The organism is Priestia sp. P1_B12_1 (assembly GCF_056406695.1).
In genome coordinates this window covers 357,853-381,071 of sequence record NZ_JBFTZR010000003.1, presented here as the reverse complement: position 1 = coordinate 381,071, position 23,219 = coordinate 357,853, and the positions used below count along the sequence as shown (strand labels likewise).

The 23,219-nt window shown below is 39.5% G+C and carries 23 protein-coding genes; 12 read left to right on the top strand and 11 right to left on the bottom strand.

All coding sequences use genetic code 11. From position 1 onward, the window contains the following. Positions 1–10: 10 nt before the first annotated feature. Both AC1D0Y_RS12940 and AC1D0Y_RS12935 read right to left on the bottom strand, forming a co-directional pair. Positions 11–1,201 (bottom strand): anti-sigma factor, encoded by a 1,191-nt coding sequence (locus tag AC1D0Y_RS12940; protein ID WP_060745750.1) that lies wholly within the window; start codon positions 1,199–1,201, stop codon positions 11–13. After that, positions 1,198–1,692, bottom strand: a complete 495-nt coding sequence (locus AC1D0Y_RS12935; RefSeq protein WP_016763958.1) for an RNA polymerase sigma factor — start codon at positions 1,690–1,692, stop codon at positions 1,198–1,200. Before AC1D0Y_RS12935 ends, AC1D0Y_RS12940 begins: the two co-directional genes overlap by 4 nt. Positions 1,693–2,113: 421 nt before the next feature. Here AC1D0Y_RS12935 and AC1D0Y_RS12930 point away from each other — a divergent pair, with 421 nt between their 5' ends. The 4 genes from AC1D0Y_RS12930 to AC1D0Y_RS12915 all read left to right on the top strand — a co-directional run bounded on the left by AC1D0Y_RS12930 (position 2,114) and on the right by AC1D0Y_RS12915 (position 6,328). Next, complete coding sequence (locus AC1D0Y_RS12930; protein ID WP_013056869.1) at positions 2,114–2,344, top strand: YkvS family protein; 231 nt, start codon at positions 2,114–2,116, stop codon at positions 2,342–2,344. 131 nt (positions 2,345–2,475) lie between these two features. Next, a complete protein-coding gene (locus AC1D0Y_RS12925; RefSeq protein WP_043982189.1) occupies positions 2,476–3,390 on the top strand; it encodes an AAA family ATPase in 915 nt (304 codons plus the stop codon). 11 nt (positions 3,391–3,401) lie between these two features. Continuing rightward, positions 3,402–5,318, top strand: coding sequence for a vWA domain-containing protein (locus AC1D0Y_RS12920; RefSeq protein ID WP_060745748.1), 1,917 nt, complete (start codon positions 3,402–3,404; stop codon positions 5,316–5,318). 98 nt (positions 5,319–5,416) lie between these two features. Next, on the top strand, positions 5,417–6,328 hold the full coding sequence (locus AC1D0Y_RS12915) for an EamA family transporter (protein ID WP_060745747.1): 912 nt from the start codon (positions 5,417–5,419) through the stop codon (positions 6,326–6,328). A 36-nt stretch (positions 6,329–6,364) separates the two neighbouring features. On the opposite strand, the gene lacZ is transcribed toward AC1D0Y_RS12915, so the two are convergent. After that, positions 6,365–9,469, bottom strand: a complete 3,105-nt coding sequence (gene lacZ, locus AC1D0Y_RS12910; protein WP_477707678.1) for a beta-galactosidase, LacZ type — start codon at positions 9,467–9,469, stop codon at positions 6,365–6,367. Positions 9,470–9,607: 138 nt separating this feature from the next. On the opposite strand from lacZ, the gene AC1D0Y_RS12905 reads away from it, so the two are divergent. From AC1D0Y_RS12905 to AC1D0Y_RS12890, 4 genes are all read left to right on the top strand, one after another. Then, positions 9,608–10,426, top strand: coding sequence for an AraC family transcriptional regulator (locus AC1D0Y_RS12905; protein WP_251626299.1), 819 nt, complete (start codon positions 9,608–9,610; stop codon positions 10,424–10,426). A gap of 146 nt (positions 10,427–10,572) precedes the next feature. Continuing rightward, entirely contained in the window at positions 10,573–11,049 is a 477-nt protein-coding gene (locus AC1D0Y_RS12900; protein WP_028408675.1) for a site-2 protease family protein, read from the top strand. A gap of 158 nt (positions 11,050–11,207) precedes the next feature. Next, a complete protein-coding gene (locus AC1D0Y_RS12895; protein WP_098432718.1) occupies positions 11,208–11,690 on the top strand; it encodes a GNAT family N-acetyltransferase in 483 nt (160 codons plus the stop codon). Positions 11,691–11,708: 18 nt separating this feature from the next. Continuing rightward, entirely contained in the window at positions 11,709–12,500 is a 792-nt protein-coding gene (locus tag AC1D0Y_RS12890; RefSeq protein ID WP_217598811.1) for an ABC transporter ATP-binding protein, read from the top strand. A gap of 1 nt (position 12,501) precedes the next feature. On the opposite strand, the gene AC1D0Y_RS12885 is transcribed toward AC1D0Y_RS12890, so the two are convergent. The 3 genes from AC1D0Y_RS12885 to AC1D0Y_RS12875 all read right to left on the bottom strand — a co-directional run bounded on the left by AC1D0Y_RS12885 (position 12,502) and on the right by AC1D0Y_RS12875 (position 15,549). Beyond that, positions 12,502–12,696 (bottom strand): hypothetical protein, encoded by a 195-nt coding sequence (locus AC1D0Y_RS12885; protein WP_176584742.1) that lies wholly within the window; start codon positions 12,694–12,696, stop codon positions 12,502–12,504. A 101-nt stretch (positions 12,697–12,797) separates the two neighbouring features. Beyond that, a complete protein-coding gene (locus AC1D0Y_RS12880) occupies positions 12,798–13,340 on the bottom strand; it encodes a GNAT family N-acetyltransferase (RefSeq protein WP_477707677.1) in 543 nt (180 codons plus the stop codon). 331 nt (positions 13,341–13,671) lie between these two features. Continuing rightward, a complete protein-coding gene (locus AC1D0Y_RS12875; protein ID WP_477707676.1) occupies positions 13,672–15,549 on the bottom strand; it encodes a terpene cyclase/mutase family protein in 1,878 nt (625 codons plus the stop codon). Positions 15,550–15,691: 142 nt separating this feature from the next. Here AC1D0Y_RS12875 and AC1D0Y_RS12870 point away from each other — a divergent pair, with 142 nt between their 5' ends. The 3 genes from AC1D0Y_RS12870 (at position 15,692) to AC1D0Y_RS12860 (ending at position 18,638) form a co-directional block, all read left to right on the top strand. Beyond that, positions 15,692–16,732 (top strand): C45 family autoproteolytic acyltransferase/hydolase, encoded by a 1,041-nt coding sequence (locus AC1D0Y_RS12870; RefSeq protein ID WP_477707675.1) that lies wholly within the window; start codon positions 15,692–15,694, stop codon positions 16,730–16,732. An 11-nt stretch (positions 16,733–16,743) separates the two neighbouring features. Continuing rightward, positions 16,744–18,246: an NAD(P)H-hydrate dehydratase gene (locus AC1D0Y_RS12865; RefSeq protein WP_477707674.1), complete on the top strand. Its 1,503-nt coding sequence runs from the start codon at positions 16,744–16,746 to the stop codon at positions 18,244–18,246. A 113-nt stretch (positions 18,247–18,359) separates the two neighbouring features. Then, positions 18,360–18,638, top strand: a complete 279-nt coding sequence (locus AC1D0Y_RS12860) for a hypothetical protein (RefSeq protein ID WP_223268911.1) — start codon at positions 18,360–18,362, stop codon at positions 18,636–18,638. A 40-nt stretch (positions 18,639–18,678) separates the two neighbouring features. Here the strand turns inward: AC1D0Y_RS12860 and AC1D0Y_RS12855 are convergent, their stop codons facing one another. From AC1D0Y_RS12855 to AC1D0Y_RS12845, 3 genes are all read right to left on the bottom strand, one after another. Continuing rightward, positions 18,679–19,569: a PhzF family phenazine biosynthesis isomerase gene (locus tag AC1D0Y_RS12855; RefSeq protein ID WP_028408668.1), complete on the bottom strand. Its 891-nt coding sequence runs from the start codon at positions 19,567–19,569 to the stop codon at positions 18,679–18,681. Between the two features lie 140 nt (positions 19,570–19,709). Then, the gene (locus AC1D0Y_RS12850) at positions 19,710–20,375 is read right to left on the bottom strand and encodes a hypothetical protein (protein WP_477707673.1); all 666 of its coding nucleotides are present in this window, start codon (positions 20,373–20,375) and stop codon (positions 19,710–19,712) included. A 164-nt stretch (positions 20,376–20,539) separates the two neighbouring features. Beyond that, the gene (locus tag AC1D0Y_RS12845; RefSeq protein ID WP_013056888.1) at positions 20,540–21,313 is read right to left on the bottom strand and encodes a sulfite exporter TauE/SafE family protein; all 774 of its coding nucleotides are present in this window, start codon (positions 21,311–21,313) and stop codon (positions 20,540–20,542) included. A 122-nt stretch (positions 21,314–21,435) separates the two neighbouring features. Between AC1D0Y_RS12845 and AC1D0Y_RS12840 the strand changes: the two genes are divergently transcribed. After that, entirely contained in the window at positions 21,436–22,203 is a 768-nt protein-coding gene (locus AC1D0Y_RS12840) for a TrmB family transcriptional regulator (protein WP_477707672.1), read from the top strand. A gap of 80 nt (positions 22,204–22,283) precedes the next feature. Here AC1D0Y_RS12840 and AC1D0Y_RS12835 read toward each other — a convergent pair whose 3' ends face one another. Together AC1D0Y_RS12835 and AC1D0Y_RS12830 are read right to left on the bottom strand one after the other, a co-directional pair. Further along, positions 22,284–22,496 (bottom strand): hypothetical protein, encoded by a 213-nt coding sequence (locus AC1D0Y_RS12835; protein WP_477707729.1) that lies wholly within the window; start codon positions 22,494–22,496, stop codon positions 22,284–22,286. A 59-nt stretch (positions 22,497–22,555) separates the two neighbouring features. Then, entirely contained in the window at positions 22,556–23,182 is a 627-nt protein-coding gene (locus AC1D0Y_RS12830; protein ID WP_050688737.1) for an FMN-dependent NADH-azoreductase, read from the bottom strand. Positions 23,183–23,219: the final 37 nt, after the last annotated feature.

The following is a 23,219-nucleotide window of genomic DNA, read 5'->3' as shown; positions in this document are numbered from 1 at the left end:
GTCTCGGCCTCTACTGATTCATTAACGTACCTGACGAGGGACGACTGAACCAATTCCATAGCTCTACATCTCCAAGTGACGCATATGTGATCGACGGATCATTTTTTAATTTCAGCAGTTTTTTTGTAGGCCCTGTAATCACAACGCCGTACACACCGACGCCGTGTTTTTTTACATAAGAATATCGCTGCTTTAGCAACAGATCGGAATGGTCTAGCTGGCGAACTTTTTGGACCGTTTCTTCATTATCGGCTAATAGTTTCATCATATTTAAAACGTTCGACTTGCTAGTAGAGTGGGTTTGATTTCCTTTGTGATCGTAAGGTAAGTCTAGAAACTCTGGAAAGCCAAATGTTGATGTTAAGTCAATTAATGGCTCGTCTTTTGTACTTGTTTTTTGTTCGTGCCCTGTATTAAGCGCGTACCAAGAGGTAGAAAAATCACGGCTGTCGATGGCGCTCATTTTTTGCTGAACTTCTTTTAGCGAATACGTATCATCAAAAGAAATAGCCACTTCGCTTACCGTTCCTTTTGGTAGATTTTCTAATGCTTTCCATGTTTCATTCGTCCATTCCTTATACTCTTTTGCATGTAGCTTTAATTTTTTTGGATCCGGATAGACAAAAGAAAGGTTAAGATCGTATTTGCCGCCGGAAAATTCTTTTTCTACACCGCTTGTTTTATCAAACAGCTGATGAAATGTAAACGTCCCAATGGCCTGCTCTTCACGTCCAATTTGCTTATAAGCTTCCATTTGCGACTGCATGCGGAAAAAGGACTGTGTATCAGAAGTGGTTTCACGTATATGAACGTTCGGAAAAGCAGATTCGATAGCCGCTTGATTCACGCTGTTTATGTATTCGGTTTTTGATTGATGATAATATACAATAGATAAAAAGCTGCCGATTATCCATAGCAGAACGACAGAGCCAATGACAGTTGTCACATTTGAAAGGCGCTGCTTCCATTTGGCGATATAAATGGACTTTTTAACTTTTTTATTATCCAACATCGTATCGTCACTTAGTGAAGTAGCTGGTGAAGTTGGCGGTAACGGTTCATCTTCGGTTAGCAAGTGCTCCAAATGAGCTGAGCATGCTTCACAATTTTCCGTATGTTCTTCAAGTGTTTCTGCTTCTTTGTCTGTCAAAGTGCCGTTTTTATATTTTTCCCATTGATGCTTCATATCTTGACAGCTCATCCGTCCTCTTCCTTTCTTTTTTTCAATTGTTGACGACCACGATACAAGTCCATTTTCACTTTTGACAGAGTATAGCCAGTCATTTCTGCAATCTCTTCATATGTGAAGCCGTGATAATCTCGTAACAGTACAATATTCTGCTTAGCCGGAGGCAAAGCAGATACATCAGAAAGCCAGCCGTCGATTTCACTTTGAATCATCACTTGTTCTTCAGCACTTGGCTGAGGAGTAAAGTGCCATTCTTCTATTTCGACAGTAGGGCGTTTTTTTTCTTTTCGATACCAGTCAATAAAGGCGTGATAAGCAATTTTGAACAGCCAAGGCTTCACTTCCTCGCCTTTATATGTTTCTAAGTGTAAAAGTGCCCGGTAAAAGGTCTCCTGCATTAAATCTTCCGCTGATTCTTTTCTGCGAGTAAGAGAGAGAAGATAGCGCAGCAAATCATGCATGTGCTGTTTATAAATGTGTTCAAAGTTATGCTGTTGTGCCATTTTCTCCCCCTTTCATTTAATCAACGCAATTTGTGGATAAAAGTTTCGGTTTTTTTATCAAAAATCGTATGTAATAGATAAAAGATGCTTAAAATACGATATATAGCTTATCATACTAAAAAGAAAATCATATGAAATTCGACATAATTCCGTGTAATTTGTCATTTTTTTAAAAAACTAAAGGGTAATTGGTGTTCGAAGGAAACAGAAAATGTTATGATAGAACGAGGATGTGCTCTTACAAAAAACAGCTACATACATAATAAAAAATACAGCGTTTGTTTGCAAAGTAAAAATGGACAAACACATGGTGTTTAACCATAGATGTTTGTGGGAAAATAAACTAAGTATTTTCAACAAAAAGTAAATTAAATTGTGTTTTCACTTATAAAAAACACGGTAAATTGGAAAAGGTGGGGTCATGATGGACGTAGAAAATACACAAGGTACAGAGGAACAAGCACCTAAAGTCAAAGCAGCTAAAGTTGGCGATACGATTCAGCCAAAAAAAGGTGACTATAAAGGATTTAAAGGAATTGTTATGGTAGTGCGAGACAATTCGGTTATCGTAGATTTTGGGAAAGATGCTGAAACGGGCGAATCCATGAAAACAGTTGTTAATCATAAAAACTATAAAATCGTAAAAAAGTAGGTGAATAACCTACTTTTTTTTACTGAATATATGTTTAAAGACCGCGATTTTTCTATCGGAAACCTTAGAGAAAAGCGTAGGTAAAGCAATTCTTTGAGAAGAAGAATGTTTTTTAGTAAACTATAGAAAGTATGCAGAAAGAAAGGATTTTTGTTATGTCAATTCAACTATCACAATTATCATTACCACAAGAGGTTCTTTCGCTTTTAGCGAATCGTAAATATGAAAATTTGTCCGATGCTGATCAGCTATTAATTGGAAAAGGCGGCTATACAGCAGAAGAAGCAGATATTTTAGAAGATGCCATTATTGCTTTGTCACTAGGGAAAAACGTACTTTTGAAAGGGCCCACAGGTTCAGGTAAAACAAAGCTTGCTGAAACACTGTCGCATTTATTTTCTCAGCCGATGCATAGCGTTAACTGCTCGGTTGACTTAGATGCAGAAGCGCTGCTTGGTTTTAAAACAATTGCTGAACAAGAAGGGAAAACAGGTATTGAGTTTGTGGAAGGACCTGTTATTCAGGCAATGAAAAAAGGCCATTTACTATATATTGATGAAATTAACATGGCTAAACCTGAAACACTTCCTATTTTAAACGGCGTTCTTGATTATCGAAAAATGATTACGAACCCATTTACTGGAGATGTAGTACGCGGTCAGCAAACGTTCGGCGTAGTAGCAGCTATTAATGAGGGATATGTTGGTACCGTTCCATTAAACGAAGCGTTAAAAAATCGTTTTGTTGTTATTGAAGTGCCGTATATTCAAGGAGGCAGCTTAAAGCAAGTTCTGATGTCTCAGTCTCAGTTAAAAGACGAAAAATTAATTGATAAATTTGTCACGCTCTCTGCAGATTTAATTACTCAAGTTCAAAGCGGCCATGTATCAGAAGAAGCTGCGTCTATTCGTGCGCTTATTGATACGTGTGATTTAGCTCTTTATATGCCGCCTCTTCGCGCGATTAGACGCGGTATTATTGAAAAGCTAGAAGATGAAAGGGAAAAAGCCGCCATTCAAAATATTGCTGAAACATTATTTGAGTAAGGAGTGGCGCTATGCGATTTATTAAATTTAACGACAAAAATGTAGATTCCTTTCTCTATATGGAGCTGGCGGATTTAACGAAAACATTAACAAAAAATGATGAAATTGAAGTAGAGTATCGCGTTTCTTCTTATTATGATCCTGTACACGGCATTATTTATCTCAGTCACTTTTGGGATAACCGTCCAGAAGAAGACAAAGTGTACGGCTTAAAAAGTGATGTATTTTTAAGAAGTATTGGAAGCTATAAGCATTCAAACTTCAAAGAAATTAATGCATATTTAAAGAAAATAAATAAAACCTCGGTACCTAGCTTAGCTAAGCAGCTGTTTATGCTGTTTGAAGATATTCGTTTAGAAGAAGTATGCAAACGCGAACGCCCTGGAACGAAAAAAGCCTTCGCCGTCAGAAGACAGCTCTACAGAAAATATTTTGCTACACAAATGAGCGCAAATTTAACAAAAAGCGTGTATACGGATGCACTTTTTAACGGCATCTACTTGCTATTGACGGCCGAAAATCCATTTGAAGAAATTCCTTCAATGAGTGAATCGATTAATTTAGCGATGCCTTTTATTCGCAGACAGCTAACAAACGTATATGAAGCTAAAACAACAAAAGATGTATCGCGCATCTGTCTTGAACTTGTAGATGTTTTTGATGATATTATTGAAAAAGATATGCTTAATACTTATTTCTTCTTGGCTGAACTTCAGTATGATCAGTTAGAAGAAGGGTTAACATTTGAAGATTTAAAGCGCAAAGATTCATTAGTGAACGATGATATTTTAGAGCATGAAAAAGACGGAGATGAAGACATTCACGAAGAGAAAATGGAAATGTGGCATCGAGAGACAAGCGAAGCGACGCAAAGTTTTCTACAGTTTGATATGGATCAAGGCTCAAAAACAGACATGCTAGGCGATGGTGTTCGTGAAGGCGACGATGGAGATCAAGCAATGGGCATGGTGCAAGGGTCTTCTCAAAAAACATCGCGCAACGATTATTCTCAAATCGAAGCCATGGAGCAAACGCACCCGGAAAAAGACGGGGAAGCGGATTATGAGTATGGGAAAGAAAATAAGCATGCCTATGCTGTTTTTGTAGATTCTAAACTTCCGAACGACGATCACGTTGTTCAGTATGATGAGAATAAAAAAATCATTGCATCGTATCAAAAGAAATTAAAGCAAATGATTGAAAAAACGCTTGAACATAAAAAAACGCTTCCTAGAAGCGAGCTGCACTTTGGCCGATTAAATAAAAAGCTTCTAAAACTATGGACAGATGACAATCCTCGTTTGTTTTATAAAAAAGATCAAGATTCTGCGCAAATTGATGCCGTCTTTTCTCTTTTAGTTGACTGTTCCGCATCAATGTACGACAAAATGGATGAAACGAAGCTTGGGATTACGCTATTTCATGAAGCGTTAAAATCCGTTATGGTGCCTCATCAAATTGTAGGGTTTTGGGAAGATACAAATGATGCCACCGAAACGAGCCAGCCTAACTACTTGCAGACAGTTATGGACTTTCAAGCATCGTTAAAGCGCAAAAGCGGTCCTGAAATTATGCAGCTTGAGCCTGAAGAAGACAACCGTGATGGATTTGCCATTCGCCATATGACACGCCGCTTGCTTCAGCGTTCTGAACAGCAGAAGTTTTTACTTGTGTTTTCAGACGGTGAACCAGCCGCTATGGGATATGAACAAAATGGTATTGTAGATACGCACGAAGCGGTATTAGAAGCACGCAAGCACGGAATTGAAGTCATCAACGTCTTTTTATCCAACGGGGAAATTGATGAAGGACAAAAGAAAACCATTCAAAATATGTACGGGAAATATAGTATTCTAGTACCAAACATCGAAGAACTTCCCGATGTGCTATTTCCTTTACTCAAGAAATTACTTCATAAAAGCATTTAAAAAAGTCGAAGCATATTGCTTCGACTTTTTTTGCTATTGACCGTTAAAGAGGAGCGAGGTAAGTTAAATATATATGAAAAAGAGAGAAGGAATGGCAAGTGGAAGGAGTTCAAACGTCATCTAGAAGAGCATGGGGGCTACTGCTTGTAATCATTGGTGCCACAATGTGGGGAGTATCTGGCACGGTGGCTCAATATTTATTTCAGCATAAAAGTTTTAACGCAGAGTGGCTGGTTGTCGTTCGTATGTTAGTATCCGGATTGCTGCTTTTGGCAATAGCCTCTAAGCAGCGCAATATTTTTGCAATTTGGAAAACAAAAGAAGAGAGGACTTCGCTGCTTTTGTTTGGTGTAATCGGTATGCTCGGCGTGCAGTATACATATTTTGCAGCTATTGAAGCAGGAAACGCTGCTACAGCTACAGTGCTTCAATATACGTCGCCAATATTTATTATTGGCTATTTAGCTGTGCAAGCAAGAAAGTGGCCGGTGAAAGTAGAAATGATTTCTGTTGCGCTCGTCATAACGGGGACCTTTTTTCTTGCAACAAGCGGGAATTTTAACGAGCTGTCTATTACAGGATGGGCGTTGTTTTGGGGAATTGGGGCAGCTGTGACGTCTGCTTTTTATACGCTTCAGCCTAAGCGTCTTCTTGCGAAATGGAGCTCAATTGAAGTAGTAGGCTGGGGAATGGTGATAGGCGGTGCAAGTTTTTCGTTTATTCACCCGCCGTGGCATATAGCAGGTGAGTGGTCGCTATTGTCGCTGTGTGCGGTGTTATTTGTAATCATCTTCGGAACGCTCATTGCATTTTATTGCTATTTGGAAAGTTTGAAGCATATTAGCGCTTCTGAAGCCATTGTTCTTGCTTCAGCAGAGCCTTTATCAGCAGCGGCGCTCTCTGTTCTATGGCTTCATGTGACGTTTGGGTGGACGGAATGGTTAGGTACGATTCTTATTATCGCTACGGTATTTTTACTTTCTCAGCGAAAGCCAGAGGTGACATCATAAGTAAAAAGGACTTTCAAATGAAAGTCCTTTTTATTTTTATAGAGGTTTTAACGTAAACGTGTTTGTATACGAGCGGTTAGCATATAGGGTGTAATCAGGATGTGTTTTAGCTCCCCAGCTGTCGTCTCCGCCAACGCCCATTTGCTTGTAATTAACCCGTACGGTTACTGAATCGCTTGACGGCAATTTGTAAAAATGATCGTAAGCCTCCAGTTCAAAAGGTGAGTAAGATAAAGCATTCAGCTCGACTGTTGGCAAACCTTTTATCAAAAAGCCGCGTCCTTGATCGTTTGTAATAGTGGCCCATCGAACGTCCGTTTTGTTTCCGCATTCTTGAGGGCGTAAATACGGTGTGACTTGCTCTTTTACACTGCCTTTATGAAGGCCAAGCTTAGCGCCAGTTTTACGGTCCCAATAATTTTCATGAGGGCCTCTTCCGTACCATGTTAAAGAATCAAAAGCCTCGTCCATCGTAAACAGCATGCCGATTTCAGGAATTTCAGGCATTGTCTCAGAAGGTGCTAAAGATTGTTCAATCTTCATTTCACCATCGTTATATAGCGTATAAGTTACATAGCAAGAAGCAAGAGAGTTGTCTAAAGCTAGTTCAACCGAAATGATAACAAAGTCAATTTGCGGCTGAACGGTTACTTTTTTCACTTGTTGCTCTAAGCTTGCTTGACGCCACGTTTGACATCTTTCATGCAGTTTATTTCCGAGGTCATTATCGGTTACTGCACGCCAGAAATTCGGACGGAAACCCGACGCAAGCAGCTCGGTGCGCTCATAGTTGTAAGAAATAAACTGTCCTTTTCGCTTATCAAAAATAGCCGTGAAGTTAGATCCGGTAACCGTAAGCGTTTGTTCATTTTGGTCAACGGTTAAAGCAGGATGAGCAGCTTTTACTGAAGGTACAGCGGTTTTAGCAGGCAGTACAAACTGTTCGTACGCCACTTCATATCCAGCTGAAGCCCAAGCTGTATCTTTGGACAATCTGAGAGAAAGAGTTAAAACAAATTCATCAGTTTCATTTTCTTGCTCATAAAGAGGATAAGAAAGCGTCAGTTCGTCTGTATTATCAGGAGCTACATTTAAAAGAGCCGCATGTTTTTCAACGAGTTCACCGTTTTTTTCAACAGTCCAAACAAAATCATAGGCGTTCAAGTTTGTAAACAAGTGTTTGTTTTGAACGGCAAATTTTCCTTTAGAAGCGTCGATTGCTGTCCACTTTACAGGCTGATAGCATTTTTTTACTTCTGCAATTTTGGGGCTAGCTGTTCCATCAGCAAAGATTAAGCCGTTTCCGCAGAAGTTGCCATCGTTTGGCGTATCACCAAAATCTCCGCCGTAAACTAAGTAAGAAGTACCGTCTTCAGCTGTTGTTTGAAGAGCTTGATCTTTCCAGTCCCATATAAAACCGCCTTGCAAGATTGGATATTGATCGAACAGCTCCCAGTATTTGTACAGATTTCCGCATGAATTGCCCATTGCATGACTGTATTCACATAAGATGTAAGGTTTTTTCGGATTCATTAATGCATAGCGCTCTACATCTGCTGGCTTAACGTACATCGTGCTTTCTATATCTGAAGCATCATAGTCGCGATGATGGAAGATTCCTTCGTAATGAACAAGTCTCGTGGAATCTTTTTCTTTAAAAAAGGTATACATATGCTGAAAGTTTTCTCCGCCAAATGATTCGTTTCCAAGCGACCAAATAATGATAGAAGGGTGGTTTTTGTCACGTTCGTACATAGAACGACAGCGATCCAATACGTTTTCTTTCCATTCTGGCTTGCTTCCTGGAATGGCTTTTTGCTCACCTTCTTGTAAATAAGTCCACGTTCCGTGCGTTTCTAAATTGGTTTCATCAATAACGTATAGACCGTATTCATTACATAGTTCATACCATACTGAATCGTTAGGATAATGGGATGTACGCACCGCGTTAATATTATGCTGTTTCATCAGCAAAATGTCGTGAAGCATGTCTTCACGCGTGATGCCTGCCCGACCTTTTACTGAATCAAATTCGTGGCGATTCACTCCTCGAAGTACAATACGCTGGCCGTTGATTGTCATAAGACCGTTCTTTAGTTCAAACGTACGGAAGCCGACTTTACAGCTTTCTGTTTCAATAATAGAACCAGCAGAATTCTTTAAGCTGAGTACAAGCGTGTACAAATTAGGGCTTTCCGCGCTCCATTTTGCAGGGCTTTTAATGTGTGTACGCAATGAGACTGTACGTTGATCGCTCACACTTAAATTTGTTTGCAGGGGAGCTTGTAGTACCTCTTGGCCATTCGCATCATACAGCATGATTTCAAATGTTAGATCTTGAGCATCGTGCTCAAAGTAATTTAAAATATCAGCTGAAACGATAAGTTCACCATCTTCGTAGTTGGTATCAAGCGACGAACGAACGCTAAAGTCATAGATGTGAACCGGCGGAGTAGAATAGAGATATACATCTCGGAAGATGCCGCTCATTCGCCAAAAATCTTGGTCTTCAAGCCAGCTTGCATCACTCCAGCGATATACTTCTACTGCTATCGTATTTTCACCATCGTGAAGGTAAGAAGTTATATCAAATTCAGCTGGAGTAAAGCTGTCTTCGCTGTATCCAACAAACTCACCGTTAACCCATACGTAAAAAGCAGATTCAACGCCTTGGAAGCTGACGTACACCGGCTGATCTTTCCATTCTGATTTAGGTGTGAAAGTACGGACGTACTGACCGACAGGGTTATATTTAGTCGGTGCAAAAGGAGGTTCGAGCTCTTCACTTTCAACCCAAGGGTATGTCACGTTTGTATATTGAGGATAGTCATATCCTTGCAGCTGCCAGTGTGAAGGAACTAAAATAGAGTCCCATTTCTCATATGAAAACTCAGGTGCGAAAAAGTTTTTGACGCGGCCATTTGCATTTTCAGCAAAATGAAAATACCAGCTGCCATTTAAGCTTTGATAGTAAACAGAAGATTTTCTATCATTTTTTAAGGCCTCTTCGACCGTTTGATAAGGCATAAGTAAAGCGTGTGCTTTTGAACGGTTCAATTGAAAAATTTCAGGGTTGTTATTCCATTCAGGGTATCCGTTTGCAGGTGCTGTATAATGAAATTTCTTGCCAGTTTTTAACACGTCGATCCCTCATTTCTAAAGTACTAGGTTATTAGTTTATATGAAAATGATAACGTTTTCTGAAAACCTTATCAATCTAATTATTTTCATGATAATATAACTATATTCACATAAAAAGGGGGAAGTAATGTGGACCGTATGTACTTTCCGGCTCTTTCAGATGAAGATATGAAACTGCCATTCTATGTTACAAGCGCTGGAAGCTGGAGACACCAAACGCATATTAAGCGTCAGGGAGAGTTTCCTGATTATCAATGGATTCAATGCACAAAAGGAAGAGGCGAGCTTCGTGTAAATGACCAGGTTTATATTATAAAAGAAAATGAAGGGATGTTTCTGACGCCGCACGTTCCGCACGAATACTATCCCGTTACGAGCGAATGGCAAGTATGCTGGGTTTCTTTTAACGGAAGTGTGATTGATGATATCATGCTTTCTCTTCAATTTATTAATTCGGGAAAAATCGTCCTTACAAATGCTGAAAGTCTTTACAGGATGCTTCAAGAACTAATGGATCGGTTAGAAGAAAATCATACCTCTAGCACCATGCAGTGCTCCGAACTACTATACAGCGTCATTTTAAAACTTCGTCAAGACAGCGTATATATAGAAAGCAAAAGTCGTCTGCAGCAAATTACTCAGCTCAACCCAGTCCTTCGTTATATCGAGGAATATTATCATCAGCCGTTAACGCTAGAAGTACTGGCGCAGCAGCTCAACGTAACGGAGCAGTATACGTGTTTGCTTTTTCAACAATCTCTTGGCATCCGGCCATTTGAATACGTAACGCGCGTGCGGATTCAAAAAGCAAAGAAACTGCTGCTTAAAAACAATCAAATCTCTGTACAAGATATAGCAAGACAAGTAGGGTATGAACATCCAAGCTACTTTATCAAGCGTTTCAAAGAACAGGAAAACGTTACGCCAACTATTTTTCGGAAAATGTATTTTTCATAAGCTACATATACCGGGGTTTTTCTAGGTCATAAGATATGGTATGTGTGCTGGTTATTTCGTACGAGTTTTAAAAAAGAAATTAAATGTAGTTTTAAGTGAAAACGGGGAGGAAAAGTAGAGAGAAGAAACAAAAAGGAGGGATAAACGTGTTTGGGTTAAATGATCTTCCAAAGTTTGTGTGGTCATTCTGTCTTGTATTGCCACTTGTATCATTTGTTCATCAGCTGGGGCATTCCGTCATGGCAATTATTTTCGGAGGGAAGGTCGATTTTACTATTGGGCGAGGGAAAACGATTCTTAAAATGGGGAAGTTTAAAATTAAGTCAGTCTATTTTTTAGACTCGTTTTGTAAATATGAAAATCTTAAGAATGACAGTCGCATTTCTCATGCAGTGGTGTATGCGGGTGGTGTACTGTTTAATTTGCTTACTATTTTTATAATAAATGGATTAATTATGGCTAATATTCTGCCTGAAGATATATTTTGCTATCAATTTGTTTATTTTTCAGTCTATTATGTTATTTTCTCACTGCTGCCAATTCAATATACAGAGACATCTGCAAGTGATGGACGTGCTATATATAACGTATTACGGTACGGGAAAACGTGTGATCCAGATTAAAGGGCTGTGTGTAGCAGCCTTTTTTGGTGCGTTTTTTCTCGTTCATTTAAATAAAAAAAGGAAAACTTTACGAAAAGAAAATAGTAGCGGATAATAAAGATAGTAGATGTTGGAATGTAGGAAAGGAGAGGATTCATACGATTATTGAGACAGAACGAATGACGCTGCGAGCCATGGCCGAAAGCGATGCAGGAAATTTACTGAAAATCTTTGAGGATGCTGAAGTAATGAAGTATTATTCTTCTACTAAAAGCGCACAAGACACACGCTGCTGGATTCAATGGATGAAGCAGCATTATCAAACGTACGGCATTAGCATGTGGATCGCTGAGGATAAAAAGAAAGGAGAGTTTCTAGGGCAGTGCGGCATGGTTCTTCAAAAAGTAGACGGAAAGGTAGATCCAGAACTTGGTTATTTATTTTTACGCAGCTGCTGGGGGAAAGGCTATGCGAGTGAAGCAGCAAAAGCTTGCTTAGATTATGGACTTCATACGCTGAAATTTCAGAAGATTATATCATTAATAGATCCTGACAATTCCTCCTCGATTAAAGTGGCTGAAAGAATTGGCATGAAAAACGAAAAGCAAGTTAACAAATGGGACAAATCATTATTCTTTTATAGTATATATAATGAAAAATGAGAGTATAGGAGTGTTAGCATGATCAACATTAAGAACGTTTCGGTAAAACGAGCAGAAAAAGAAATTTTAAAAAACGTGTCGTGGTTAGTGGAAAAAGGGGAACATTGGTGTTTGCTCGGGTTAAATGGTTCCGGAAAAACGACGCTTTTAAATATAATCAACGGATATATCTGGCCTACAAAAGGCCAAGTAGAAGTTCTTTCAAGGAAATTTGGAGAAACAAATCTGTCTGAGCTCAGAAAAGAAATCGGGTGGGTAAGTTCTTCGCTTCAGCAGCGGTTTCGAGATGACGATACGGTTTTAGAATTGATTTTAAGCGGCAAATTTGCATCTATTGGTTTATATGAACAAGTGGAGCAAAAAGATATGAACCAAGCCATAGAATTAATGCAGCTGCTAAATTGCGCAGATTTACAAAACCAGGCGTACGGAACACTTTCTCAAGGAGAGCGCCAGCGAGTGCTAATTGCCCGAGCTCTTATGGCCTCACCAAAGCTTTTAATACTTGATGAGCCATGTACAGGTCTAGATATAATGGCCCGAGAACAGCTTCTTCAGCTGATTGCAAAAATGGCAGAGCAGCCAAAAGCGCCTACGCTTATTTACGTTACTCACCATGTAGAAGAAATTTTGCCGTGCTTTACCCATACGCTTTGTATGCGCCAAGGAGAAGTGTTTTCTTCTGGGAAAACGAAAGACCAGCTCACTGAGCCGCATCTTTCTAAATTTTTTAATCACTCCGTAGAGATTCAGCAGCAGAAGGAACGCACTTGGCTGTCATTAAAAGAACCGGTACCGGTAAAAAGCTGATCTAACGTCGAGAAACCTTCTTGCATACCATGGGAAAAAGGGCGCTGCTTGCAATGGAAATAAGCTCATTGTGAAGATAATGTTTACATGCTACATAAATAGTGGTGCCGCAAATAATATCAATTAGTAAAAAAGCGGCAATGTCATGTTTATCAATGGTTACAAATACAAAAGAAGAGGAATCATAAGCTGTCATCGTTGGCTCCTTTGGTTATATCGTTATGTTACTTTATTCACAAAAGGCTTGGGCTATACGAACTTTTAAAGAAGTACGATGATGACAGCTGGTTCTCTCCTCTAAAGCTGATAATACTCTTGTTCGAGTATACTCATGATAAGATCTGTCTGAAATACTTCTTCAATAAAAGCGCCTTCACGCTCTATTCCTTCTTTTACAAAACCGCATTTTTCATAACAAGCAATGGCTCTATGGTTGTATTCGAGCACTCGTAAATCGACTCTGTGCAAGTGAAGGTGTTCAAATGCGTACGCAAGTACCAATTTTGTAACTTCAGTGCCGAGCCCTTGATTCCAAACGGAGGAATCAAATAAACCAATTGCATACCGTGCGCGCCGGTCGTACTCGTTAACGGTCAGCCGGGCCTCTCCAACAAAACGCTGCTGATATTCAATGCACCAATTCAGCTTTTGAGACTTTATGTACTCGACGTGCCGCTTGGCATCTTGTAATGTAAGAGGTTTTAAGTTTCGGGTATCGCCTCCGTACATGCGAATAAGTTCTTTTGTTTGTTTGCATGCTAGATAGTCATTTACATCGCTGTCCTTTGGTTTTCTTAGTATCACGTTTTTTCCTTTTAAAAGCGGTGAAACATTATTCATTTGATGCATCCTTTCTTTTCTAACATTTAAAAAGGTATTCCACTTGTTTCTTAAAAAACCTGCTTTTACGTATAAAAAGAAATTGAGACACAACTACGTCCATCGAATCTCAAGACAAGCAAATGGGATCAATGTGCTAGTATGGAGTGCTTGTTACACCGCGGTTGATTTCCGTGCAAGAATTGGCTTCCCATTAACTGCTCTACATATATGGAGCAAGTCTACGTTCATCCTACAAATAAAAAAATCCGAACGAGTTGGATTCTCAAGCAAGAATCTCGATTCATCGTTCGGATCTTCCTTCAGCTAAACTCCTTTTGTCCCAGCCTTTTTACGAAGAATGTTTTTTTGCGTAGTGGGCAAGTGCAAGAAGAGGAAAAATATCATTGTAGCTGTGGTACTGAATATAAAATTGTCCAGGAAGACCAATTCCCGTGGGGTAATGAGTTTGCTGCTCTGTAAGATTTGGATTCAGTAAAAATTTAATTCCTTTTTCAACGGATTGATCTTTTAACGGACATATTGTCATTAAAGCATCGAGAGCCCAAGCCGTTTGAGAAGGGGTGCTAAACGATAGTGGCACATATTTTTTTAAAGAAGCGCTATAGCATGATTCTCCGAATCCACCGTCTTCTTGTTGAATGCTTTTGAGCCAGTTGATAGCTTTGATGATACGCGGATCAGAAGCAGAAACCCCTACAGCACGGAGTCCTGTAATAGCGGCCCACGTTCCGTAAATATAGCAAACTCCCCACCGGCCGTACCAGCTCCCGTTATCCAATTGATGATCAAACAGCCATTTTACTGCAGCTTTAATCGAAGGGTGGGATTTATTCATACCAGCAAAGTTTCCGAGACACTCAAGCACTCGACCGGTTAAATCGGCAGTAGCCGGATCCGTCGCTGCATCTTTTGCATTTTCAAGCGGCAGATAAGTAAATAAAATAGAGTCGGTATTTTTTTCAAATGCAGCAAAACCCCCATCTTTGTTTTGCATGGACAGCAGCCAGTTAATCCCTCTTTGCCAAGACGCCAAATAATCTGTATCGGTTTGCGCTCTTCTAGAAAGAGCTCTGATAGCAGCAGACGTATCGTCTAAGTCAGGGTTATTTGTATTAATATCGGAAAACCCCCAGCCTCCAGGTGCTGTATTTGGGTTATGAAACTGCCAATCTCCAAGCTTTGTATGCTGTCTTTTCTTTAAGTAGCGAGTTGTGCCTTTAATCATGGGATCTTGCTGCGGTACACCTGCTTCCTGTAGAGCGTAAGAGAGCAGCGCGGTATCCCAAACGGTTGACGTGGAGTTTTCTACGTGCACGTGGCCGCTGCATGTACTAAGTAGTGAACAAACCCCGTCAATTGCTTTTTGGATCACAAATGAATCTTTTTTATAGCCAAGAGCCAAAAGACCGTAAATCATAAAAAAAGTAGAGGTGGCGTAGCTGTAGAGTGTGCCATCTTTTTCAATTCTTTCTAGCATGTAACGCTCGGCTGCTTGATAACCAAGTTTGTGGATGTAAGAAGGTAAAGAAGCCAGCTGTTTTAAATGGTCGACTAAAAAAATTGAAGCGCGTGATTCTTGAGCAGTTTCCTTCGATTCCTGTTTCTGTTTTCTTACATCTAAATGAGAAAGAGAAGGTGTATGCCTAGAAGTAAGCGAAAATTTTTTGTTTCCTGCTACCATCATCGGAACGAAGTGAATTCTGGCATAAGTGCTTAATTCATAAAAGTTAAGCGGTACATAGGTAGGCACGAGCAAAAGAGAAAGCGGGAGGTAAAATAGCTTTGGCCACTCGTATAGACCGTTAACAGAAAGCATCCATCTTGTGAGAAAATGAGCGCGCGAAATGCCTCCTGAATCTATAATATATCTTTCTGCTTTTCGCAAAATCCGGTCGTTTTTTTGGTAATATCCTGAATATAAAAGAGCTGTATAAGCTTGAATAGTGGCAGATAAGTTATGTTCTTCATCATCAAACAACGTCCAAAGACCATCTTCATTTTGAAGGGAAACAATCCGTTCGGTTAATTGTTTAATCAACACTTCTTTATCTAAATCAAAGGTGCGAAGAAGCATAATTAAAAACGCATCAGGCATAACGCCTGTTTCAAAACAGTAGCGAAATGACCCGTCATTTTTTTGTGTTGGGCGCAGATAGGCGATTCTTCGCTGAATCTCTAGCTGAACTTCCTTTAGCAATATGATCACCTCTTATGATAATGCTTTTCAATCTTTCGACCTGTTTCTTTATAACTGTATTCAAAGGAAGAGAGTTCTATGAGAGGAGAAAGTTGCAAAGAATAGAGCGCTTGCTGCACAATAAAGGTACTGGAAAATTGGAGTGATAGAAGTGAAAGAAATACAGGTAGAAGTTATTCAAGGGCGAGGCTCTTACCGAGAGCTTGGTGAAATGCAAGGGAAATTACATAAAGGAACAAAGCTGTTTGAAAATCATCAAAAAAGAAGAAAATGTTCATTACGAAGCTATCAAACGATAGCCAAAGAAGCTCGTCATTATTACGACTTATTTGCTCGGGGACTGTGGGATGAGCTAGTGGGCTTAGCAGAAGGCTTAGATCGGCCTCTTGAAGACGTTATTCATGAGTACAGCGGGTATCAGCAAGAGTGGAAAAAAACGGGATGTTCGGCTCTTATGCAACACGGCGTGTATGTACGAAACTATGATTATCATCCTAAAACGTACGAAGGTCGATTTTTGCTTTTTCAGCCAAATGAAGGATATGCAAGCGTCGGATTTGGAACGAGAATGATTGGGCGAATGGATGGAATGAATGAAAAAGGACTGGCAATTGGCTATCATTTTGTTAATCGCCGCCGTCAAACAAACGGATTTATTTGCTGTACGCTCGCTCGGTTTATTTTAGAAACATGTGAAACGACAGAAGAGGCTGTTGCTATTTTAGAAAGAGCACCGCATCGTCATGCGTTTAATTATTCCATTTATGACCGCAGCGGACAGGGAGCAGTAGTCGAAGCATCTGGACGAGGCGTTCATGTACAAAGAGGGACGATGATGGGGTGTACGAACCATTTTAATCAGCTGGTCGAAGAAAATCGTCATCATTTGGTAGAGTCAAAGGAAAGGCTCGATCATATTCGAGATCATATTGAAAAAAAGCTATCGCCTCTTGAAGCTTTTTCTTTATTTAATGAAGATGAATACGGTATTTTTAAAGAAGATTACCGGAATTCTGCTGGAACGCTTCATACAGTAGCATATGTACCGGAGACGCTGCAAGTCATTGTGGGGATTGGACGAAAAGCAAAGCCTCTCATTTTCTCGTTTGAAGATTGGGTGAAAGGAGAACAATTAACTATAACGAAAATAAAAGGAACGGTAAATACAGATGAACCATTTCCGTTTCAGTAAGGAGCAGCATAATGAGAATTGTAACGAATCAAGAGATGTATCAAGTGGATGATTATGTGATGAATACAATTGGGATGAGTGAAGAGTCCCTTATGGAAAATGCCGGGCAGGCTGCTGCCAACGCGCTGAGTGAGCGAATCAAAAAACATGAAAACATAGGGCTGCTTATAGGAACGGGAAACAATGGAGGAGACGGCTTTGTTATTGCCCGTGCTTTGAAGTCAAAAGGCTATAAAGTTGACGTCTGGGTAGTTCCTGCACGGGAAAAAATAAAAGGCGCGGCTAAAAAAGCCATGATCATCTATGAAAATGCCGGGTTCACGTGGCAATCGGCTGGAGACAACTTCTCTGTGAAAAAGTATACGGTTCTTATTGATTGTTTATTAGGTATAGGCGTAAAAGGCAGCATCAAATCTCCTTACGATAACATTATAAAAAAAATAAACGATTCTAATGCTTACATATACAGCATCGATGTCCCAAGTGGAGTAATGGAACAGAAGCAAGAGCTTACGGTACCTGCAGATGCTACGATTACGCTTCAGCAGCCGAAAGTCACGGCATTTACATACCCGAGCAAAGAAAGTTACGGTGAATTGATTGTAGTAGATATCGGTATTCCGCCGCTAGCAATTGAAAAAAGTTCATCTCTTAAGGAAGTATGGTCAACTCAGCATATTAAACAATCTTTTCCCATTCGAAACGCTTCGTCCAATAAAGGTACACATGGAAAAGGAATCGTAATAGGAGGTTCGCTTCAAACACCCGGAGCGCCGATGCTAACGTCAAAAGCAGCGCTCACAAGCGGAGCGGGACTTTTAACGCTTGCGCTTCCGAGCGATATTCATGCGATTGCAGCTGCTCACATGCTGGAAGTGATGTATAAACCATGTCCAAGCAAAGATGGATTTTTTGCAGGCGAGATTCCTTTAGAAGAAGGTAAGTATGATGCAATTGCAGTCGGACCAGGGCTTGGCAGAACGAAAGAAACGAAGAAAGTCGTCGAACAAGTGCTTCACCAGCCGGTTTCTGTTGTGGTGGACGCCGATGCTCTTTTTCATCTTCCCCATTTAGACAAAGAAGTAAAAGAAAGAGAACACGCCACGATTTTAACGCCTCATCCGGGAGAAATGGCAAGGCTCGTGGACACAACAATCGCCGAAGTAGAAGCAAATCGATTTTCAATAGCTAGACAATACGCAGTGGAAAATGGTGTGTATCTTGTATTAAAAGGTCCAAACACGATTGTTACAACACCGGACGGAAAACAATACGTAAATACCACTGGAAACGCGGGACTTGCAAAAGGCGGAACGGGTGACACGTTAACAGGGATCATCCTCGCTTTTATTATGCAGCATGATTCTCTTCAAGAAGCAATCAGCAATGCGGTATATGTTCACGGAAAAGCAGCGGATGTGCTGCTCGATCAGGGGCATACAATGATAGATATGTTAGCAAGCGACGTTATTTCTGCACTTCCAGCAGTATTCGAACAGCTGAGTGAGAAGTAATTTCTTTTGGATTATTAAAATTTGTTGACAAAATCCTTCAAAAAGTTGTCAAAACTCTTTGTAAATGATAACGTTATTTTACGTAAGATTTTACATAGAAAGAAAGTGATGTTGTGTACTACTCAATGAGACCAAGAGGCATTCATTTAGCTGTGCCTACACTTTTCTTCCTTATCACAGTCGTGTTATTTGCGATGATGCAGTTTGGTTTTTATTTGGATTCCAGCATTCTTCGTAAAATTTGGGTCATCGTTATGGCTTTATTGCCCATTGCTGGACTAATCACGGCTATTAAAGGTAGAAGGGGAAGCGCAAAGCCGTGGTTAATTATAGGGAACGTGATTCTTATTTTAACCGTTACAATAATGAGCGTACAGGCTATTATTTACTAAACAAAAAAACGTGTTCGCCAAATAGGCGGACACGTTTTTATTAGGAAAGAGAAACGATTTGCTTGGTTACATAGGCAGCTTCTCCTGCGATTACCACACCATACGTATTCGCTTTTTTTGTAATTTCTACATGAACGAAGCCATCTTTATCTATTTCCTGTCCTTGCTCAATCACAAATTGCCAGCGCTCGTTATCTTGCTGGTCCACATATCTCGCATAATAGGCGCCCATTACGCCTGATGCTGTTCCAGTTACGGCGTCTTCTACCGTACCTGAAAATGGTGAAGAGAAATGTCTTCCGTGCATATGAGCTTCTGAGTGAATCGTTTCAAAACAAAAGGGATGAATAGATGCTTTTGGCATATCTGTTAAAATATGAGGAAAATCTTCTTGATTAGGCTTCATCTTTTTACAGGCATCTAAATTTTTTAAAGGTACAATAAGCGTCCAGTTCCCTGTGCTTCCATATACAATAGGAAGTCTTTGATCAAGGTCGTCAATATGAAGATTAAGAGCTTTTGCCAGTTTTTCTTTTGAACCTGAAAACGGATGAAACTGCGGAGAAGCTTGACTCATGGTGATAACAGGTCGTCCGTTTCTATTCTGTACAGTCATCGGCAAAATTCCAGCATTTGTTTCCACTGTAAATGTAGTTTTTGGAAGTTTGTTTTTACTATGTAAAGCATAAAGAGAAGCGACGGTCGCATGACCGCACAAATCTGCTTCTTGTCCGGGTGTAAAATATCGAATTCGTAAATCAGCCCGGGAAGACTTCATGATAAAAGCCGTTTCGTTAAACTGCGCTTGATAAGCAATTTTCTGCATTTCTTCAGCTGAAAAATCATCTCCGTTAAACACAATTCCCGCAGGATTTCCTTTATTAGGGCGCGTACTGAACGCATCGTATTGATAAACAATCGCTTCTTTCATAGAAATTACCTCCATTTTTATATCATTGTATGAAAGCTTTAACCAGTGCTATTAAATGATCGGCTATTAAAATAGTGAAATACCTGAACGTTAGAATAAAAAAACAGCAGTTTTTACCTGCTGCTTTTCACTTTGCAAAACTATTCTTGCATAGCAGTATTTATTCCTTCTTTTCTAATTTCCAGCATATGAGTAGCTTTTTTATCAATATCTTTAGCTGTATCGGAAGAAATGACGCCTACGCTGCTTAAGTCATAGGCAAGACTTGTAACAAGCAGCTGCTCTCTTTGTACTAGTGTGCCGTATGTAAGTGCAGCGGTTTTAGCTTGAATGCCACTCATATTTAATTCATCAGTAGAAGAAGCTGCTTCTTTTTTTGCGGCTATTGCTTCTTGATAAAGAGAATCATATCCTCCAAACCCCACTTGGGCAATTAGAAAATTGTAAATGTCATCGGCCGATTTTTTAGAAGGCTGGGAAAAAGTTCTTTGAAATTTATTGCGAGGTAAAAAGTTTAGTGCCGCCTGTCTTCCGTCTTCATAAATTTTTTCTTGTATTTCTTTCGTCGCTTTTTCGTCGCTTTTTTTCTGCGCTGCATCTAGCTGTTTGCGGTATTTTTGAATAATGACTCCGTCCTGCTGATTGTTTCCCTCTTTGAAAGTAGCCGCGGCTTGTGGAACATCTGACGTTGCTAGAGTCTCAGCAGCGTTCTCTGAAGAAGAAAAGAACGTATTTTTGACAAAAATAAGTGCAAAGATCAGCAAAATAAACCATAAAAACCTGAATTTCTTAAACAAAATGTTCACCTCTGTATAATATTTCTAAATTATGTAAAACAACATGGACCAGTATACAACAATTTTAGTGTTTTTTTACACATTTACCCAAAAATAAGAAAATAGTAAGAGGTGGTTTTATTCATCTAATAGATATATAGGTTCATTGTTATAGTTCTAAAGAAACTATTGATCTATTTGTACTGATTTACATAATCAAATATGTTTTTGCTAATAAGGCTTAAAGTGACAAGAATAAAAAGCGTTCGGACGTACGTCACGCCTTTTGATAGAGCGACATTTGATCCAACGAAAGAACCCACAATCATCGCAAACCCCATAATTAATCCGTAAGAAAATACAACAGAATCAAAATATAAAAATACAAGCAAAGCACCTAAATTACTGCCGAAATTTAAAAATTTTGCGCTGCCTGCTGACTGCAGGAAATCAAATCCCATAAATAAAAAAGCAAATAAAATAAATGAACCTGTGCCTGCTCCTAAAAATCCATCATAAAAGCCAATAATAAAAATAAGTGCAGTAAAGAAAATAAGTTTCTTAATAGACAGCGGCTTATACGTGGACGTGGTGCCCCAGTTTTTTTTGAAGATTGTATAAATAGCAACTAAAACAAGGAGAATCAAAATAACTGGTTTCAAAAAAGCAGACGATAGAAAATGAACGGTGATTGAACCTCCTAAAGAGCCAATAAATACAAAAGGAAACCATTTACCTACGACGCGAAAATCGACTTTTCCGGATTTGACAAATCGAATGGTACTCGTTAATACGCCCATCGTTCCGGCTAATTTGTTTGTAGCTAAGGCAGCAGCGGGAGGCAGGCCTAAAAATAAAAGGGCAGGCGTTGAAATTAAACCGCCTCCGCCAACTACAGAGTCGATGAATGCAGCTAAAAAACCAAATAGTAAAAGCAAAAGAACAATCTGTAAACTTAATTCTTCCATAAAGCACCTTCCTCATGTCATAATATATAGTGACTACTTAAATAGTAACTATATAAAAAGCAGTTGTAAATATGTAAATGATGAAAATTTCAAATAACTTAAAAAACAGGGAGGTTTCCTTTATGGAAAATATTATTCAGCAGCTACAGTCGCTTGGATTTAATCAGTATGAATCAAAAGTATACGTGACGCTTGTCAAAAAAGGATCTTCCACTGCTTATAGCATTAGTAAACATTCAGGTGTGCCAAGAGCACGTGTATACGATATTTTACAAGCACTAGAGGAAAAAGGCATGGTGTTAAAAGAAGAGAGCAATGATGGCACTCAGTACACGTCATTGCCCGTCGATGCTTTTTTACATTCGCTGCAGAAAAAATGGAACGAAACGTATGAAGACGTTAGCGCAACGCTTAAACGTCTTGAAACTGCAGAGTCTATAGAAGAAAGCAGGGTTATGACGATGAAAGGAGAAACAGCCATTCTTGCTTTTTGTGAGTCGCTATTGTTAAAAGCAAAAAATAAAATTGTCATCTCGCTTTGGCCCGATATTTATAATGAGTTGAAGCCTCTTTTATTACAGCTAAGGGAGAGAGTCACACTAAAAGGAATTGTGTTTGAACAAGATGAAGAGATGGAGGAATTTGACAGTCACCGTCATACGAGCTATACCGAAAACATTGGGAATCAAAACTGGTTTATTATATCTGTTGACAGCAGTGAAATGATTTATGGTCATAAAGAAATGGCGTACTATACAAATAACGCAGTCAACATTAATTTACTTGAAAATTATATTTGGCATGATATTCTCGTTAACAGACTTGTAGAAAAAAGTGATAGAGAAATGGACAGGTGGATCGAAAGGGAAAGAGACAGTTTTTTCGCGTAGAAAAGAGACTTAGACATAACAAAATCATTTCCATCTAAAGATGAACAAATGGGGGAAAATGGTCTAGTATGAATGGCTTGTTACATCGAAGTTAATTTCCGTGCAAGACTTCGCTTTCCACGGGCGGGCGATGAGCCTCCTCGTCGCTTACGCACCTGTGGGGTCTTATCTATTCCGCTTTTACCGCAGGAGTTTTCGCCTTGCCCTCCAATTAACTGCTGGAAGCAGCCACCATGCATGAAAGCTACGTGCACCTTACCAACAGAAAAATCCGAACAAAGTTGATGCTCCATTAAGAGTCCTCGTTCGGATCTTCCTTCAATTAAAATATTTTTGTTACAGCCTCTTTATATTAAAAAGTTTGGGCAAGTTTTTTTGCTTCTGCTATTCCTTTTTCTTTAATTTCTTGGGCTTTATCTGGCATTGCGTTATGCCCTTCCACAAAAATGCCGTCTAACGAAGGGACTCCGAAGAAATTCATCATAATCCCAATATAACGATGTCCCATTTCCATATCAGCTGCAGGGCCTTCAGAATAAATGCCTCCGCGTGCTTGAATATGAAGCGCTTTTTTATCCGTTAATAGCCCCACAGGACCCTCTGCCGTGTATTTAAATGACTTACCCGCTACGGCTACAGAGTCTAAATAGGCTTTCATAACGGGTGGAAACGAAAAGTTCCACATAGGCGTTACAAAAACATATTTGTCTGCTGCTACAAACTGTTCGCTCAATTCTGCAAGGCGATTGACCTTTTCCTGTTCATGAGAAGAAAGTTCCGAGCCAGACTGAAGTTTGCCCCATCCGCTAAATACATCCGCATCAATATGAGGGATATTTTCTTTATAAAGGTCAATATGTACAACTTCGTCACTTGAATTGTGCTCTTTGTAAGCATCGATAAATGCTTTTCCAGTTGCCATACTGAATGATTGAGACTCATCGTGAGGATGAGCTGTAATATAAAGTACTTTTGCCACGTCTTATCATCTCTTTCTTGTTTGAAATAATGTACTG

Excerpts from the sequence above, each read along its gene's own strand:
- AC1D0Y_RS12920 (WP_060745748.1), top strand. The coding sequence starts at position 3,402 with ATGCGATTTATTAAATTTAACGACAAAAATGTAGATTCCTTTCTCTAT.
- AC1D0Y_RS12880 (WP_477707677.1), bottom strand. The coding sequence starts at position 13,340 with ATGAATAATGTTTCACCGCTTTTAAAAGGAAAAAACGTGATACTAAGA.
- AC1D0Y_RS12845 (WP_013056888.1), bottom strand. The coding sequence starts at position 21,313 with ATGGAAGAATTAAGTTTACAGATTGTTCTTTTGCTTTTACTATTTGGT.
- AC1D0Y_RS12840 (WP_477707672.1), top strand. The coding sequence starts at position 21,436 with ATGGAAAATATTATTCAGCAGCTACAGTCGCTTGGATTTAATCAGTAT.
- AC1D0Y_RS12835 (WP_477707729.1), bottom strand. The coding sequence starts at position 22,496 with ATGGAGCATCAACTTTGTTCGGATTTTTCTGTTGGTAAGGTGCACGTA.
- AC1D0Y_RS12925 (WP_043982189.1), top strand. The coding sequence starts at position 2,476 with ATGCAGAAAGAAAGGATTTTTGTTATGTCAATTCAACTATCACAATTA.
- AC1D0Y_RS12935 (WP_016763958.1), bottom strand. The coding sequence starts at position 1,692 with ATGGCACAACAGCATAACTTTGAACACATTTATAAACAGCACATGCAT.
- AC1D0Y_RS12855 (WP_028408668.1), bottom strand. The coding sequence starts at position 19,569 with ATGAAAGAAGCGATTGTTTATCAATACGATGCGTTCAGTACGCGCCCT.
- AC1D0Y_RS12865 (WP_477707674.1), top strand. The coding sequence starts at position 16,744 with ATGAGAATTGTAACGAATCAAGAGATGTATCAAGTGGATGATTATGTG.
- AC1D0Y_RS12905 (WP_251626299.1), top strand. The coding sequence starts at position 9,608 with ATGTACTTTCCGGCTCTTTCAGATGAAGATATGAAACTGCCATTCTAT.
- AC1D0Y_RS12890 (WP_217598811.1), top strand. The coding sequence starts at position 11,709 with ATGATCAACATTAAGAACGTTTCGGTAAAACGAGCAGAAAAAGAAATT.
- AC1D0Y_RS12895 (WP_098432718.1), top strand. The coding sequence starts at position 11,208 with ATGACGCTGCGAGCCATGGCCGAAAGCGATGCAGGAAATTTACTGAAA.
- AC1D0Y_RS12940 (WP_060745750.1), bottom strand. The coding sequence starts at position 1,201 with ATGAGCTGTCAAGATATGAAGCATCAATGGGAAAAATATAAAAACGGC.
- AC1D0Y_RS12885 (WP_176584742.1), bottom strand. The coding sequence starts at position 12,696 with ATGACAGCTTATGATTCCTCTTCTTTTGTATTTGTAACCATTGATAAA.
- AC1D0Y_RS12930 (WP_013056869.1), top strand. The coding sequence starts at position 2,114 with ATGATGGACGTAGAAAATACACAAGGTACAGAGGAACAAGCACCTAAA.